At 63.7% G+C, this 14,857-nt stretch carries 14 protein-coding genes; 8 read left to right on the top strand and 6 right to left on the bottom strand.

The features are described 5' to 3' along the window. Nucleotides 1-3: 3 nt before the first annotated feature. From O0879_RS27150 to O0879_RS27160, 3 genes are read left to right on the top strand one after another with little or no spacing between them, the layout of a single operon-like run. Complete coding sequence (locus tag O0879_RS27150) at nucleotides 4-798, top strand: biotin--[acetyl-CoA-carboxylase] ligase (protein WP_289919729.1); 795 nt, start codon at nucleotides 4-6, stop codon at nucleotides 796-798. A 4-nt stretch (nucleotides 799-802) separates the two neighbouring features. Further along, nucleotides 803-1,561, top strand: a complete 759-nt coding sequence (locus O0879_RS27155) for a type III pantothenate kinase (protein ID WP_289919731.1) — start codon at nucleotides 803-805, stop codon at nucleotides 1,559-1,561. Continuing rightward, nucleotides 1,555-2,253, top strand: coding sequence for an SPOR domain-containing protein (locus O0879_RS27160; protein WP_289919733.1), 699 nt, complete (start codon nucleotides 1,555-1,557; stop codon nucleotides 2,251-2,253). Before O0879_RS27155 ends, O0879_RS27160 begins: the two co-directional genes overlap by 7 nt. Nucleotides 2,254-2,390: 137 nt before the next feature. Here the strand turns inward: O0879_RS27160 and O0879_RS27165 are convergent, their stop codons facing one another. The 6 genes from O0879_RS27165 to O0879_RS27190 all read right to left on the bottom strand — a co-directional run bounded on the left by O0879_RS27165 (nucleotide 2,391) and on the right by O0879_RS27190 (nucleotide 9,277). Then, a complete protein-coding gene (locus tag O0879_RS27165) occupies nucleotides 2,391-3,434 on the bottom strand; it encodes a septal ring lytic transglycosylase RlpA family protein (RefSeq protein ID WP_289913564.1) in 1,044 nt (347 codons plus the stop codon). After that, nucleotides 3,434-4,549, bottom strand: a complete 1,116-nt coding sequence (rodA, locus tag O0879_RS27170) for a rod shape-determining protein RodA (RefSeq protein WP_077399426.1) — start codon at nucleotides 4,547-4,549, stop codon at nucleotides 3,434-3,436. Before rodA ends, O0879_RS27165 begins: the two co-directional genes overlap by 1 nt. Nucleotides 4,550-4,557: 8 nt before the next feature. Beyond that, entirely contained in the window at nucleotides 4,558-6,528 is a 1,971-nt protein-coding gene (gene mrdA, locus O0879_RS27175) for a penicillin-binding protein 2 (protein WP_289919737.1), read from the bottom strand. A gap of 12 nt (nucleotides 6,529-6,540) precedes the next feature. After that, on the bottom strand, nucleotides 6,541-7,053 hold the full coding sequence (gene mreD / locus O0879_RS27180) for a rod shape-determining protein MreD (RefSeq protein ID WP_035824494.1): 513 nt from the start codon (nucleotides 7,051-7,053) through the stop codon (nucleotides 6,541-6,543). Beyond that, entirely contained in the window at nucleotides 7,050-8,123 is a 1,074-nt protein-coding gene (gene mreC, locus O0879_RS27185; RefSeq protein WP_289919740.1) for a rod shape-determining protein MreC, read from the bottom strand. The genes mreD and mreC overlap by 4 nt, the downstream gene beginning before the upstream one ends. Before the next feature lie 110 nt (nucleotides 8,124-8,233). After that, nucleotides 8,234-9,277 (bottom strand): rod shape-determining protein, encoded by a 1,044-nt coding sequence (locus tag O0879_RS27190; protein ID WP_010393186.1) that lies wholly within the window; start codon nucleotides 9,275-9,277, stop codon nucleotides 8,234-8,236. Between the two features lie 350 nt (nucleotides 9,278-9,627). Here O0879_RS27190 and gatC point away from each other — a divergent pair, with 350 nt between their 5' ends. The 5 genes from gatC to O0879_RS27215 all read left to right on the top strand — a co-directional run bounded on the left by gatC (nucleotide 9,628) and on the right by O0879_RS27215 (nucleotide 14,804). Then, nucleotides 9,628-9,930: an Asp-tRNA(Asn)/Glu-tRNA(Gln) amidotransferase subunit GatC gene (gatC, locus tag O0879_RS27195; protein ID WP_289919741.1), complete on the top strand. Its 303-nt coding sequence runs from the start codon at nucleotides 9,628-9,630 to the stop codon at nucleotides 9,928-9,930. A gap of 53 nt (nucleotides 9,931-9,983) precedes the next feature. Beyond that, a complete protein-coding gene (gatA, locus tag O0879_RS27200; RefSeq protein ID WP_289919743.1) occupies nucleotides 9,984-11,468 on the top strand; it encodes an Asp-tRNA(Asn)/Glu-tRNA(Gln) amidotransferase subunit GatA in 1,485 nt (494 codons plus the stop codon). Nucleotides 11,469-11,505: 37 nt separating this feature from the next. Next, nucleotides 11,506-12,981, top strand: a complete 1,476-nt coding sequence (gene gatB, locus O0879_RS27205; protein ID WP_289919781.1) for an Asp-tRNA(Asn)/Glu-tRNA(Gln) amidotransferase subunit GatB — start codon at nucleotides 11,506-11,508, stop codon at nucleotides 12,979-12,981. Nucleotides 12,982-13,176: 195 nt separating this feature from the next. After that, nucleotides 13,177-13,560, top strand: a complete 384-nt coding sequence (locus O0879_RS27210; protein ID WP_289919746.1) for a BlaI/MecI/CopY family transcriptional regulator — start codon at nucleotides 13,177-13,179, stop codon at nucleotides 13,558-13,560. Continuing rightward, nucleotides 13,557-14,804: a M56 family metallopeptidase gene (locus O0879_RS27215; protein ID WP_289919749.1), complete on the top strand. Its 1,248-nt coding sequence runs from the start codon at nucleotides 13,557-13,559 to the stop codon at nucleotides 14,802-14,804. The genes O0879_RS27210 and O0879_RS27215 overlap by 4 nt, the downstream gene beginning before the upstream one ends. Nucleotides 14,805-14,857 lie beyond the last annotated feature (53 nt).

The raw sequence follows: 14,857 nt of genomic DNA on the forward strand, positions 1-14,857 counted from the left end.
ACCATGACGAAGCACTCAGACCTGAACAGCGCGGCCATCGCCGCCCATTGCGCCACAGGCGCCTCCCACGTGGCCATCGAAGTGGTCGACGAAACGGGATCGACCAACGCCGACCTGCTGGCGCGCTGCGCCACCCTGGCCGGCCCCACCCTGCGCATCGCCGGCCAGCAAACGGCCGGACGGGGACGCGCAGGGCGGCCCTGGGTGTCACAACCGGACGCCAGCCTGATGTTCTCGCTGGCCTGGCGCTTCAAGGGACCGCTGCACCGGCTGGTCGGCCTGCCGCTGGCCGTCGGCGTGGCGCTGGCCGAGACCATGACGACGCTGGGCGTGCCCGTGCAATTGAAGTGGCCGAACGACCTGCTCAAGGATGGCCATAAATTGGCCGGCATCCTCGTCGAGACGCAGCAGACGCCAGACGGCGGCGTGTGGGCCGTCATCGGCTGCGGCATCAACCTCTTGATGCCCGACGCGTTGGAACGGCAGATCGGCCGCAGCGTCTCGGCCGTGCCCTGGCTGGCGCAGATGGAGCGCAATACCCTGGTGGCGGCGCTCCTGAGCCGCTTGGCCGGCGTGCTGGCCGAATTCGACGACACGGGCTTTTCTCCCTTCACGGAACGCTGGAACGCACTGCATGCCTGGCAAGGCCAGCACGTGAAAATCCTCGACAATGGCCAACTGCTGCAGCAAGGCGTGGCGGCCGGCGTGGATGAACTGGGCCGGCTGCTGCTGCGCGGCGAAGATGGCTTGCAGCACATCATGTCCGGCGACGTGTCCTTGCGCCTGACGGGGGAGTAAGCGCATGCTGCTGCTGATCGACGCCGGCAATACGCGCATCAAATGGGCACTCGTGGCCGCCGACAGCGCCGCCGGCGGCTGGCTGGCCAGCGGCGCCGTCACACATGCGCAGATCGACACCCTGGCCGCGCAGTGGGCGTCACTCGCCATCGGCGAAGCACTGCTGTCGAACGTGGCAGGCGCCGTCATCGGCGCGCGCCTGCGCGCCATGCTGCCGGTCGTTGCCCGCGACTTTGTCTCGCTGCCGCAGCTGGCGGGACTAAAAAATGGCTACCGCATGCCGTCGCAACTGGGCTGCGACCGTTTTGCCGCCGCCATCGGCGCGCACGCGCTGGCGCCTGGCCAGGCCGTCATCGTCGCCAATTGCGGCACCGCCACCACCATCGACGCCATCACGGCCGATGGCGTTTTCCTCGGCGGGATGATCTTGCCGGGACTGGGACTGATGGCCAGCTCGCTGGCGCGCAACACGGCGCAGCTGCCGCAAATCGCCAGCGACGCCCTGCTGCCGGCCGGCTTTGCCGACAACACGGATGACGCCATCCTCTCCGGCTGCCTGGCGGCCCAGGCGGGCGCCATCGAACGGGCCGTTCGCATGCACGGCGCCGGCACCTGCCTGCTGTCGGGCGGCGCCGCCGCACGCATCGCACTGGCCCTGGCGCTGGCGGTGCCGCTGCACCTGGTCGACAATATCGTCATGCTCGGCCTGCAAGCGGCCGCGCGCGCCGGGGCTGCAGGAACACAAGGAAACCACCCATGCTGAAATTCGTCTTCTGGCTGCTGGCCGGCGTCAACCTGCTGGTACTGGCCATCGGCCAGGGTTATCTGGGCAGTTTTCGCACGGAGACACGCGAGCCGGCGCGCCTGAAAAACCAGCTGCAGGCGACCAAACTCACCTTGCTGACGCAGGAGCAGGCCATGGCGCCCGCCGCGCCGCCTGCTGCTGAAGAGGCAGTGACGCCGGCGGCGGCCGCACCGGCGCCACCGCTATCGTATGCCTGCACGGAAGTGGGCAATTTTCTGCTGGCTGACGGGCGCCGCTTCGAAGCGCAAGTGGCGTCGCTGGACCTGGGCGACCGCCAGTCGCGCCGCAACGTGGCCGGCCAGGAGATTTCCAGCTACATGGTGTACATCCCGCCGCAGGGCAGCAAGGAAGGCGCCGACCGCAAGGCGGGCGAATTGAAGCAGCTGGGCGTGACGAATTACTTCATCATGAATGAAAGCAGCCCGCTGCGCTGGGGCATTTCACTGGGTGTGTTCAAGTCGGAAACCAGCGCGCAAAGCCAGCTGGCATCGCTCAACAAACAGGGCGTGCACAGCGCCCGCGTGGCACCGCGCTACAGCGCCAGCAAGCAGATGGCTTACCAGTTCCGCGACCTCGACGCCGCCACGCGCGCGCGTCTGGAAAAGATCAAAACGCAGTTCCCTGACCAGGAACTGCGCAACTGCAAATAAGCACCTGACTAAACCTACTGCGCGTCGCACTTTGCAGCCTGCGATGCTCGCTGTGCTCCAGCACAGCTGCGCTTCTTAGCCAAAAATCGCTGCCGCTCGCTACGGTTTTATCAGGTGCTTTGCACCGTCAGGCGCGCCTAGCGTTGGATGACGATAGGCTTGATGCCTGTCGATTCCGGCAAATTCGCCGCCGCGCGGGCCGCCTCGGCGCGGCTGGAGAACGGTCCGCCGTACAGGCGGAACAGGTTACCGGCCTGCACCACGCCCAGGGTACCGAGGGCTGCCGCGTATGGCGCCAGGCGCGAACGTCCCGATTCCGCATTGTCGGCGCGCGAGTAGGCGCCCAGCTGCAAATAGAAGCCGCTGGCCAGCGCCGCCGGCGCCGGCATGGCCACCGTCGCATCGACGGGCAGCATCTGCGTCGACACTTCCGGCTGCACCACGGCGCCCGTTTCCACGGGCGTGTCGATGGAGATGGCCACCACGGACGGCACCGGCTTGGGCGCCGCACGGGCGGCCAGGATGGCGTCGATATCGGCCGGCAGCAGCCGTTCGACGACCACCTGGTGGCTGCCCTTGCCGAGGAAACCCAGCTTCAGCGCCGCCGTGTAGGACACGTCGATCACGCGCGTGGCGTGAAACGGTCCGCGGTCGTTGATGCGCACGATCACCTGTTCGCCGCTGTCGATGCTCGTCACGCGCGCATACGATGGAATCGGCAAGGTGGGATGGGCCGCCGTCATCTTGTACATATCGTAGATTTCACCGGACGAGGTACGCTGGCCATGGAATTTCTTGCCATACCAGGTACCCGTGCCTTTCTGCTTGAACGGTTCGTTATCGGTGATCGGCGTGTAGGTCTTGCCGAAGACGACATACGGGCGGTTCGAGCGCGTGGAATACGGCTCGTTACGCACTTCCGCATCGGGCACGTCGCGCAGGTTGGCCGGCGGATTGTCGCCCGGGCCGTCATCCTTGTAGTAGCCGCCACGCCCGGAGCCGGCCGCCGGCAGCGCAGGCAAGGTGGGATCCTGGCGCACAGGGGACTTGACCTTGCCGCCGGACGGCAGCGGCACGTTATTCGATGCGGGCTTTTGCGGCGTCGTGCCGCAGGCAGCCAGGGTCAGCAAGACCGTCAGGCCCAACCCGCGCATGGCGAAGGTATCGAAAGGCGCGCGCATCAGGTCTGCACCAGCTTGCGGTGGCGCTGAATGCTCATCAGGATACCGGTGGCCACGCCCAGGGTCAGCAGCGCGGTGCCGCCATAGCTGAGGAATGGCAAGGGGACGCCGACCACCGGCACGATGCCGCTGACCATGCCCATGTTGACGAAGGCGTAAGTAAAGAAAATCATAGTGATCGCTCCTGCCAGCAGGCGAGTGAAAAAACTGGGGGCGTTGGCGGCGATCATCAGCCCCCGTCCCACCAGCAGCAAATACATCAGCATCAGGATCAAGTTACCGACCAGGCCGAATTCCTCGGAATATACGGCAAAAATAAAATCGGTCGTGCGTTCCGGAACGAATTCCAGGTGGGCTTGCGTGCCGTGCGTCCAGCCCTTGCCCGTCATGCCGCCGGAACCGATGGCGATGATGGACTGGATAATATGGAAACCCTTGCCCAGCGGGTCCTTGGTCGGGTCGATCAGCATCATCACGCGGTCGCGCTGGTAATCATGCAGGTGCGACCAGGCGATCGGCAGGCAGGAAACGAAGGTGATCAGCAAGCCGGCCAGCACCTTCCACGACAAGCCGGCCAGGAAGATGACGGTAAAGCCGGCCGCCACCACCAGCAGCGCGGTGCCCAGGTCGGGCTGGCGCGCGATCAGATAGACGGGCGCCAGCAACAGCACGGCCGCCATCACGAACGATTTCCAGCGCAGGGCGCCCGCATTATGCTGGAAGAACCAGGCCAGCATCAGTGGCGTGGCGATCTTCAGGAATTCGGACGGCTGGATGTCGATCACGCCGATATGCAGCCAGCGCCGCGCACCGAGCTTGATGGTGCCGAACAGCGCCACGGCCACCAACAAGATCACCGACACCGTATAGGCGGGTACGGCGATGCGCATCATCATCTGCGGCGTGACGTTGGCCGCCACCCACATGACGAAAAAGCACAGCAGGATATTGCGCAAATGGTCTTCGATCTTGCCGGGGATGCCGATGCTGGCCGAATACAGGGTCAGCAGGCTGGTGCTGAGCAGCATCAGGATGATGATCATCAGCGGCGGATCGAACACCGCCAGATAGGGTTTGGCGCGCCGCCACAGCGAGCGCCTCTCGTTAATGGGCATGTGCTTCCTTATTGTCTGGCAGGTGCCGTCGGGGCTGCTTGCTCGTCCGTGATTTCTTCCAAGGTGCGCACTTCGTCGACATCTTCCTTGGGCACCTTGGTGGTGTCCTTTTCCTTGTCGCTCGGGCGCTTGCCCAGCAGGTAGTAGTCGAGTGCCTTGCGCGCGATCGGCGCGGCCACGCCGGCGCCAAAGCCCGCGTTTTCCACCACGATGGCAATCGCAATGCGCGGCTTGTCGGCCGGCGCGAAGGCAGTGAACAGGGCGTTGTCGCGCAGGCGTTCGGCCAGCAGCTTGGCATTGTACTTCTCGTTTTTCTTGATGCCCACCACCTGCGCCGTACCCGTCTTGCCGCCCACCGTGTACTGCACGCCGGTGAAGATGCGCGCGGCCGTGCCGCCCTGCTCGCTAGTCACGCCCACCATGGCGCGCTTGATGATGTCGATGTTTTCCTGCTTGAGCGCGATGCGGTAGCTTTCCTTCGGCACCGTCAGGGTGCGCGCGCGCGTGGCGGCGTCTTCGATGATCTTCACCAGATGCGGTTTCATCACCACGCCGTTATTGGCCAGGTTGGCCGTCGCGTGGGCGATCTGCAGCGGCGTATACGAATTGTAGCCAGAGCCGTTACTCACCGAAATCGTGTCGCCGCCCACCCATTTTTTCTGCTGCGGCGTCTTGAAGCGGTTGCGCTTCCATTCCGTCGATGGCAGCACGCCCGTCTTTTCGTTATTCAGGTCGATGCCCGTCAACTGGCCGAAACCGAACGGCTTCATGAAGTCGTGGATGGCGTCGATGCCCATGTCGCGCCCCAGCTGATAGTAATAGGTGTTGCACGAGACGACGATGGACTTGTGCATGTCCACCGTGCCGTGGCCGCCCACCTTATCGTCGCGGAAGGTATGCCCGCCGAGAATGAAGAAACCGGGATCGGAAATCGACTGGCTCGGCGTACGCTTGCCCAATTCGAGTGCGGCCAGCGCCATGAAGGGCTTGAAGGTCGAGCCAGGCGCGTAGGTGCCGGACAGGGGACGGTTGACCATCGGCCGGTCCAGCGAAGTATTGAGCTCATTCCAGCTTTGCTGGTCGATGCCGTCGACGAAAAGGTTGGGGTCATAACCTGGCTTGGAGACGTAGGCGAGGATGTCGCCCGTGGCCGGGTCGATGGCCACGGCCGCGCCACGCCATTCGCCGAACGCTTCCTCGACCACTTTTTGCAGTTCGATGTCGATCGACAGGATCAGGTTGTTGCCCGGGGTGGCCGCCGTGCGCGACAGGGTGCGCATGGCGCGCCCGCCGGCCGACACTTCCACCTCCTCGTAGCCGGTGGTGCCATGCAGCTGCTTCTCGTAGCTTTTTTCCAGGCCTTCCTTGCCGATATGGTCGGTGCCGTTGTAGTTGGCCGCGTCCTCGCCCTCTTCCAGCGCCTTCGCTTCATTGCGGTTGATGCGGCCGATAAAACCCACCACGTGCGAGGCGATTTCGCCCATCGGATACTGGCGGAACAGGCGCGCCTGCACCTCGACGCCAGGGAAGCGGAAGCGCTGCGCCGTGAAGCGCGCCACTTCCTCGTCCGTCAGGCGCGTGCGCAGCGGCACACTGACGAAATTCTTCGACTCTTCCAGCAGCTTCTTGAAGCGGCGGCGGTCCTTGATGTCGATCTGCACCAGGGTCGACAGCTCGTCGATCACGGAATCGAGACTGGCGCTCAATTTCGATGGCGTGATTTCCAGCGTATAGGCCGAGTAATTGCGCGCCAATACCACGCCGTTGCGGTCGAGGATCAGGCCGCGCGTGGGCACGATGGGCACCACGGCGATGCGGTTGTCCTCGGCCTTGGTGGCGTAATCCTCGTGCTTGATCACCTGCAGCCAGATGAAACGCGCCAGCAGCAGCGAAAAGCAGACGAAGACGAGCCCGCCCAGGATGGTCAGGCGCATGCGGAAAAAATGCAGTTCGCGCTCGGTGTTTTTCAGTTCAGTCATTGCAGGCGCCCGTCAAATCGGCCGGTTGTGGTCACGGTCCACGGCGCGGCGCTGCGGCGCCAGCAGGATCCACGTGACGAAGGGCCACAGGGCCACGGCGACGAAGCTCTCGATGAAATTGAGCCAGCCGGGGAAACGGCCCGAGACGATCAGCCGCGTCAGCAATTGCAGCGCCTGCGTCAGCAGCAGCAGCGGCAGCACGTGCAGCGCCTGCGTCAGGATGGGGAACCACAGCACGCGGCGGTGCATCATGATGGCGAAATACGACAGCAAGGTGTAGGCCAGCGCATTCTCGCCCAGCAGGGTCGAATCGTGCACGTCCATCATCAGACCCATGAAGAACGCCACGCCGATGCCGACCTTGCGCGGCTGGTGGATGCCCCAGAAGACCAACACCAGGGCGACGAAATCGGGCACGCCGACGAACTGCCCCCACGGCAGCAGGTTCAGCAAAAAAGCGCACAGCAGGGAAAAACCGATGAACAGGGGGCTGACCGGCAGCAGGATGTAATGCGGGCGGTTCATCGTGTCGCTTCCTTCGGTGGCACGGCGGCAGGTGTTGGTACAGGTGTTGCGGCAGGCGCCGCCGGTTTCGGCGCAGGGCTCGCAGGCGGTTTCGCGGCCGGCACTGCAGCCGTATTGGCGGCAGGTGGTGTCGCAGCGGCAGCCGCAGGCTCCTTGGCAGGGTCCTTGATCGGCGCCATCTTGCCGGCGATCTTGCGGCCCGTCTTGACTTCTTCGGCGGGCGGACGCGGTGGAATGTCCGGCGACGTCATCAAGATGAGCAGCTGGGTGTTGCGCTCGATGCCGGCCAGCGGCTGGCACACGACGCGGCCGAACGGGCCATGCGCATTGCGCTCGACCAGGGTCACGCGCGCCACGGCCAGGCCGGCCGGGTACAGGCCGTCGAGGCCCGAGGTAATGACGATGTCGCCGATCTGGATGTCGGCGCTGGGGGCCGTGAAGCGCAGTTCCATGGTGCCGGACTTGCCGCGGCCGATGGCCACGCTGCGCACGCCGTTGCGCAACAGCTGCACGGGAATGGCTTGCTCTTCATCGGTCAGCAGGGTCACTTCGGACGTGAACGGGAACACGCGCGTGACTTGCCCCACCACGCCGAGGTTGTCGATCACGGGGCGGCCCAGTTCGACGCCATGCTGGATACCGCGATCGAGCACGATCTTGCGCGTGGCCGAATCGCGCGTGTCATACAGGACTTCGGCCATCATGGTCTTGACGGGAACGCGCTCTCGCGCTTCCATCAATTTGCGCAGGTGGTTGTTTTCAACGATATTGAGCTGCGCCTGCTGCAGGATCTGCGCCGAGGCGATTTGCTCGTGTTTCAGGTCGCGCACCTGTTTTTCCAGGGCGGACAGCGAAGAAAAGTAATTGCCGACGCCAAGCGCCACATCGCGCGGCACCAGGGCCGCCATCTGCACCGGATACAGCACGGTGCCGACGGCCTGGCGCACGGCCGTCAGCGCGTGCATGCGCGAATCGACCAGCAGCAGGGCGATTGAAATGCCGGCGAACACCATCATCTTGACGCGGGCGGAGGCGCCTTGTTTGAAAAGTGGCGGAGGACTGTATTCCATGACTTCCAATAATCAGGCCAGGCGCAGTGCGCCAACGTGCAGGCCCCGGTCAGACGCCGGCGCCAAAACCAAAAAAAGGCCGGAAAATGGTTTCCGGCCCTTCTGTCAGATTATTCGTAGGAGAAGATCGAGCCGAGCTTGTCCATACGTTCCAGTGCCATCCCGGAACCGCGCACCACGCAGGTGAGCGGGTCCTCGGCCACCAGCACCGGCAGGCCGGTTTCCTCCATCAGCAGGCGGTCCAGGTCGCGCAGCAGTGCGCCGCCGCCCGTCAGCATCATGCCTTTTTCGGCGATGTCGGCACCCAGTTCCGGCGGCGTCTGTTCCAGCGCGTTCTTCACGGCCGAGACGATGTTGTTCAGCGGGTCGGTCAGCGCTTCGAGGATCTCGTTGCTGGAGATGGTGAACGAGCGCGGGATGCCTTCGGACAGGTTGCGGCCCTTGACTTCCATTTCCTTCACTTCCGAGCCAGGGAAGGCCGAACCGATGGCCTTCTTGATGGCTTCAGCCGTCTGTTCGCCGATCAGCATGCCGTAGTTGCGGCGGATGTAGTTGACGATGGCTTCATCGAACTTGTCGCCGCCAACGCGCACGGAACCCTTGTAGACCATGCCGCCCAGCGAAATGATGCCCACTTCGGTGGTGCCGCCGCCGATGTCGACCACCATCGAGCCCGTTGCTTCGGACACGGGCAAGCCCGCGCCGATGGCCGCTGCCATCGGTTCTTCGATCAGGTACACCTGCGAGGCGCCGGCACCCAGGGCCGATTCGCGGATGGCGCGGCGTTCGACCTGGGTCGAACCGCACGGCACGCAAATGATGATGCGCGGCGATGGACGGAAGAATTTCGAGTCGTGCACCATGCGGATGAATTGCTTGAGCATCTGTTCGGTGACGGTGAAGTCGGCGATCACGCCATCTTTCATCGGACGAATCGCTTCGATATTGCCCGGCACCTTGCCCAGCATCTGCTTGGCTTCCTTGCCGACTGCCTGAATGGTCTTCTTGCCATTCGGACCGCCTTCCTGGCGGATGGCGACAACGGATGGCTCGTCCAGGACGATACCGAGGCCGCGTACATAAATAAGGGTGTTGGCCGTGCCCAAGTCAATGGCCAGATCGGTGGAGATATACCTGCGTAAAAAACCAAACATGAGTGTCCTGTAGCGCATCGAGCTGCGCAAAAGCTGTTTATGGGGAGTTTCAAAGCGGGCGCTTTCAGGCACCCTGAAAATCCAAAAGGCGATTTTTCCGGGTTTCGCTTGGCGCTTGCGCAATCTTTTCTATGCTGCGGCAGCAGTCCATCAGCGCCGGCAACGCATTAACCCGCCATTCTACCTTATAATTTGAATGCGATTTGCTCAAAAACCATGGAAAAGTGCGACTCTTGCAGCCGCGAGTTACGCGGCATTCCTCGATTTTTGTGAGCAAAATAGCAGTAAATACCCGCGTTTTATCAAAACGCCAACTTAATACTAATGCGCGGCACTCCGCGCCATTCGCCATGTCCCTGACACTCTCCGACGTAAAACGCATCGCCCACCTGGCCCAACTTGAAATGGCCGACGACCAGGCCGTCACGTCTTTGGCCCAATTGAACAAGATTTTTGCACTCGCGGCACAAATGCAAGCCGTCAATACCGATGGCGTGGCGCCCCTGAGCCACCCGCTGGCCGCCCACATGGACAATATCGCCCTGCGCCTGCGCGACGATATCGCCACGGAACAGAACCGCCGCGATGCCTACCAGGCCGTGGCGCCGAAGGTACAGGATGGCCTGTACCTCGTGCCCAAGGTCATCGAGTAAACACGCCGTAGCGCTGTTCCCGCCTTTTTGCCGAATATCAAAATAGAAACGCCATGCATACAAAATCCATCAAACAGCTGTCCACGCTTTTGCAGAACAAGGAAATTTCCGCCGTTGCACTGGCGACGCATTTCCTCGACCGCATCGAAGCGGACACCTCGAACGCCTTCCTGCACGTCGACCGTGCCCTGACCCTGGCGCAAGCTGCCGAGGCCGACGCGCGCATCGCCGCCGGCACGGCCACGCCCTTGACGGGCGTGCCGATCGCGCACAAGGATTTGTTCGTCACGAAAGGCTGGCGCACGACGGCCGGCTCGAAAATGCTGACCGACTACGCCAGCCCGTTTGACGCCACCGTGGTGGAGAAATTCCAGGCGGCCGGCATGGTCACCCTGGGCAAGGTCAATTGCGATGAATTCGCCATGGGCTCCGGCAACGAGAACTCGGCCTTCGGCGCCGTGCAAAACCCGTGGGACAAGACGGCCGTACCGGGCGGCTCGTCCGGCGGCTCGGCCGCCGCCGTGGCGGCTGGCCTGACGCCGGCCGCCACCGGCACCGACACGGGCGGCTCGATCCGCCAGCCAGCCGCGTTTTGCGGCATCACCGGCATCAAGCCGACGTATGGCCGCGTCTCGCGCTTCGGCATGATCGCCTTTGCCTCGTCGCTGGACCAGGGCGGCCCGATGGCCCGCTCGGCCGAAGACTGCGCCCTGCTCTTAAGCGCCATGGCCGGCTTCGACGAACGCGACTCGACCAGCCTGTCGCCGGAACAGGGCGGCGTGGCGGAAGATTTTTCGCGTGAACTGGGCCAGCCGCTGACGGGCTTGCGCATCGGCGTGCCGCGCGAGTACTTCGGCGAAGGCCTGGCCAAGGACGTGGAAGCGGCCGTGCGCGGCGCGCTGGCGCAGTATGAAAAGCTGGGCGCCACCCTGGTCGACATCTCGCTGCCTAACACCGCCCTGTCGATTCCCGCCTATTACATGATCGCGCCGGCCGAAGCGTCGTCGAACCTGTCACGCTACGACGGCGTGCGCTACGGCCACCGCGCTACCGAGTACAAGGACTTGCAGGACATGTACAAGAAGTCGCGCGCGCAGGGCTTCGGACCCGAAGTACAACGCCGCATCATGGTCGGCACCTATGTGCTGTGCCACGGCTACTACGACGCCTACTACCTGAAGGCGCAAAAGATCCGCCGCCTGATCGCGCAGGATTTCGACGCCGTGCTCAATGGCCCGAACGCCGTCTGCGACGTCATCATGGGCCCCGTCGCGCCGACCGTCGCCTGGGACCTGGGCGACAAGACGGACGACCCGGTGGCGAACTACCTGGCCGACATCTACACCCTGTCGACCAGCCTGGCCGGCCTGCCCGGCATGTCGATCCCGTGCGGTTTCGGCGAGGGCGAAAAGAACGCCAAGCGCCCCGTCGGCCTGCAAATCATCGGCAATTACTTTGGCGAAGCCAGGCTGCTCAATATCGCCCACCAGTTCCAGCAAGTGACGGACTGGCATACGCGCAGCCCGGCAGGCATTTAAGAAATAATTCGCGCCGCCCAGGCGGCGCCACCAAAAAATAAGCGAGAACACTATGCAATGGGAAGTCGTCATCGGTCTTGAGAACCACGTTCAGCTCACGACCGAATCCAAAATTTTCAGCGGTTCGCCGATCAAGTACGGCGCCGAAGCCAACACGCAAGCCAGTCCCGTCGACCTGGCGCTGCCAGGCGTGCTGCCGGTCATGAACAAGCAAGCCGTCGACCGCGCCATCCGCTTCGGCCTGGCCGTCGGCGCCACCGTCGCGCCGCACTCGGTCTTCGCGCGCAAAAACTATTTTTATCCCGATTCGCCCAAGGGGTACCAGATCAGCCAATTCGAAGACCCCGTCGTCATCGGTGGCGCCCTGACCTTCGGCTATGAAAAGGATGGCGAATTCGTCACCAAGACGGTCAACCTGACGCGCGCCCACCTGGAAGAAGACGCGGGCAAATCGCTGCACGAAGACTACGCGGGCATGAGCGGCATCGACTTGAACCGCGCCGGCACGCCGTTGCTGGAAATCGTCTCGGAACCGGAAATCCGCAGCGCCGCCGAAGCCGTGGCCTATGCCAAGGCGCTGCACTCGCTGGTCATGTGGCTGGGAGTTTGCGACGGCAACATGCAGGAAGGCTCGTTCCGCTGCGACGTCAACGTTTCCGTACGCCCCGTCGGCCAGAAGGAATTCGGCACGCGCTGCGAAATCAAGAACCTGAACTCCTTCCGCTTCATCGAGGAAGCCGTGCACGTGGAAGTGCGCCGCCAGATCGAACTGATCGAAGAAGGCGGCAAGGTCGTGCAGGCGACGCGTCTGTACGATCCGGACCGCAAGGAAACGCGCGAAATGCGCAGCAAGGAAGACGCGCAGGATTACCGCTACTTCCCGGACCCTGACCTGCCGCCGCTGGTCATCTCGCAAGCGTGGATCGACACGGTCAAGGCCTCGATGCCGGAACTGCCGGCCGCCATGCGCGCCCGCTTCATCAGCGAATACGCGCTGCCGGAATACGACGCGCTGGTGCTGACGCAGTCGAAAGCCATGGCCACCTACTTCGTCGCCGTGGTCGACAAGGCCGGCAAGGAAAACGCCAAGGCCGCCGCCAACTGGCTGATGGGCGACGTGTCGTCGACCCTGAACCGCGAAGGCGTGGACCTGGACGACGCCCCCGTCTCCGCCGCGCAGCTGGCCGCCATGCTCAAGCGCATCGCAGACGGCACAATCTCGAACAAGGCGGCAAAGGAAGTCTTCGCCGGCATGTGGGAAGCGAAGTCAGACGACGAAAATCTGGTCGACACCATCATCGACGCCAAGGGCCTGAAGCAGATCTCGGACTTGGGCGCCCTGGAAACCATCGTCGATGAAGTGCTGGCGGCGAACGCCAAGTCGGTGGAACAGTACCGCGCCGGCAAGGAAGCGGCCATCAACTCGCTGATCGGCCAGGCCATGAAAGCGTCGAAAGGCAAGGCCAATCCAGCCCAGCTGACGGAATTGCTGAAGGCCAAGCTGGCGGGATAATTCTCCTCCGTACGCCCCAAAAAAAAAGACGCTGCGGCGTCTTTTTTTTGCCTGCCCGGCTCATTTCTAAACAAGCTTGTCTATATTTTCCAGCATGCCTGACAAGCGTTTATGCGGCATTGAAAATTAAAGTATACATTTTTGTCTACAACGATTATTCTAGCCTTATTGAATTTCAGGCAAGAGGAAAACAGCATGGCCAAGACGCACGACATCCCGAAACCGACGGCAGCCGAACTCGATCTGCTGCAGGCACTGTGGCCGCTGGGCGCCGCCACGGCCAAGCAGGTGCACGAGGCGATGGCGCTGGCCAAGCCGGCCATCACCTACGGCACCGTGCTGCGCCTGATGCAGATCATGCATGGCAAGGGCTTGCTGATCCGCGACGAAAGCCAGCGTTCGCACGTGTATGCGCCGGCGCAGGCGCAGGACAGCCTGCAGACGAACCTGCTCAAGGAATTGATGCAGAAAGCCTTTGCCGGTTCGGCCAAGGCGCTGGTGCTGGCGGCCCTGCGCACGGGCGTGTCGCGCGCCGAACGCGCAGAGATCGAAAAAATGCTCAAGGACGATCAATCATGAGCGCCTTCGTGCCGGCCCTGGGCTGGACCCTGCTGCACTTCCTGTGGCAAGGCTTGCTGATCGGCTGCGCCACGGCGCTGACGCGGGCCGTCCTGCGCAATGCGCGTCCCGAGGCGCGCTATGCCGTCGGCTGCGGCGCCCTGCTGGCCTGCCTGGCCTGGCCGGCGGCGGGCTTGTATCTGCGCCTGGCCGGCGGCGATGCCACGGGCGTCCTGTTTTCCAGCACCTTGCTGCCGGCCGCCCTGCTGGCGCCCGACAGCTTGCCCGACCTGGACCTGCTGCTGCGCGCCATCGTCGGCGTGTGGGCGCTGTGCGCCGCCATGCTGGCCCTGCGCATGGCGCTGGGCATGCTGTGGATAGCACGCAGCGCCCGCAAAGACGAGGCCACGCACACCCTCTGGCAAACGCGCTTGTCCGGCATGGCGCAAGATGCCGGCGTGACGCGGCCCGTGCGCCTGCGCGTGCTCGACGACATTGCCAGCCCCCTCACGGCCGGCATCTGGCGCCCCATGGTGCTGGTGCCGGCGGCGCTGATCACCGGCATGCCGCCGCACCTGCTCGACGCGCTGCTGGCGCATGAACTGGCGCACATCCGGCGCCACGATTATCTGCTCAACCTGCTGCAAAACGCCATCGAGGCGCTGCTGTTCTTCCACCCTGCTGTCTGGTGGATTTCACGCGGCGTGCGCCTCGAACGCGAACACATTGCAGATGATTTCGCAGCAAGACAACTGGGCGAACCGCGGCGTCTGGCTCTTGCACTCTCGGAACTGGAACGTCTCCAGTTCTCAACCCACCACCTGGCCCAGGCGGCCAACGGAGGAGATCTTATGTCACGTATCACACGACTGCTGCGCCCTGCACCACAAACCCTGAACTGGAAAGCGGCCATACCGCTGCTGGCACTGGCCGGCGCCTGCCTCGGCATCTACGGCCAGGCCGTCGCCGCCGACAGCGCACCCGTGCTGGAGCGCCGCCCCGTCATCGACTTTGGCGTCTGCGGCAAACCGACCTACCCGGCCGCATCGCTGCAGGCGAAGGAAGAGGGCACGGTCAACATGTCCTTCGATGTCGATGCCACCGGCAAGGTCCACGGGTCGAGCGTGGTCAAAAGCAGCGGCCATCCGGCCCTCGACGAGGCGGCGCGCAGCGGCATCGCCAAGTGCACGTTCAAGCCGGCCCTCGCTGGCGGCAAGCCAGTCAGCGCCAGCGTCAAGGTGCAATATGTCTGGAGCCTGAACTAATGCAGTAGCGGCGGCATCGCAGCGACATTGTTGCAGCGATGCCGCCGCCCGCT

Source organism: Janthinobacterium sp. SUN120 (assembly GCF_030397735.1).
Taxonomy (GTDB): domain Bacteria; phylum Pseudomonadota; class Gammaproteobacteria; order Burkholderiales; family Burkholderiaceae_D; genus Janthinobacterium; species Janthinobacterium kumbetense.

Coding starts and splice junctions, on each gene's coding strand:
- O0879_RS27150 (WP_289919729.1), top strand. CDS start 4: ATGACGAAGCACTCAGACCTGAACAGCGCGGCCATCGCCGCCCATTGC.
- O0879_RS27155 (WP_289919731.1), top strand. CDS start 803: ATGCTGCTGCTGATCGACGCCGGCAATACGCGCATCAAATGGGCACTC.
- O0879_RS27160 (WP_289919733.1), top strand. CDS start 1,555: ATGCTGAAATTCGTCTTCTGGCTGCTGGCCGGCGTCAACCTGCTGGTA.
- O0879_RS27165 (WP_289913564.1), bottom strand. CDS start 3,434: ATGCGCGCGCCTTTCGATACCTTCGCCATGCGCGGGTTGGGCCTGACG.
- rodA (WP_077399426.1), bottom strand. CDS start 4,549: ATGCCCATTAACGAGAGGCGCTCGCTGTGGCGGCGCGCCAAACCCTAT.
- mrdA (WP_289919737.1), bottom strand. CDS start 6,528: ATGACTGAACTGAAAAACACCGAGCGCGAACTGCATTTTTTCCGCATG.
- mreD (WP_035824494.1), bottom strand. CDS start 7,053: ATGAACCGCCCGCATTACATCCTGCTGCCGGTCAGCCCCCTGTTCATC.
- mreC (WP_289919740.1), bottom strand. CDS start 8,123: ATGGAATACAGTCCTCCGCCACTTTTCAAACAAGGCGCCTCCGCCCGC.
- O0879_RS27190 (WP_010393186.1), bottom strand. CDS start 9,277: ATGTTTGGTTTTTTACGCAGGTATATCTCCACCGATCTGGCCATTGAC.
- gatC (WP_289919741.1), top strand. CDS start 9,628: ATGTCCCTGACACTCTCCGACGTAAAACGCATCGCCCACCTGGCCCAA.
- gatA (WP_289919743.1), top strand. CDS start 9,984: ATGCATACAAAATCCATCAAACAGCTGTCCACGCTTTTGCAGAACAAG.
- O0879_RS27210 (WP_289919746.1), top strand. CDS start 13,177: ATGGCCAAGACGCACGACATCCCGAAACCGACGGCAGCCGAACTCGAT.
- O0879_RS27215 (WP_289919749.1), top strand. CDS start 13,557: ATGAGCGCCTTCGTGCCGGCCCTGGGCTGGACCCTGCTGCACTTCCTG.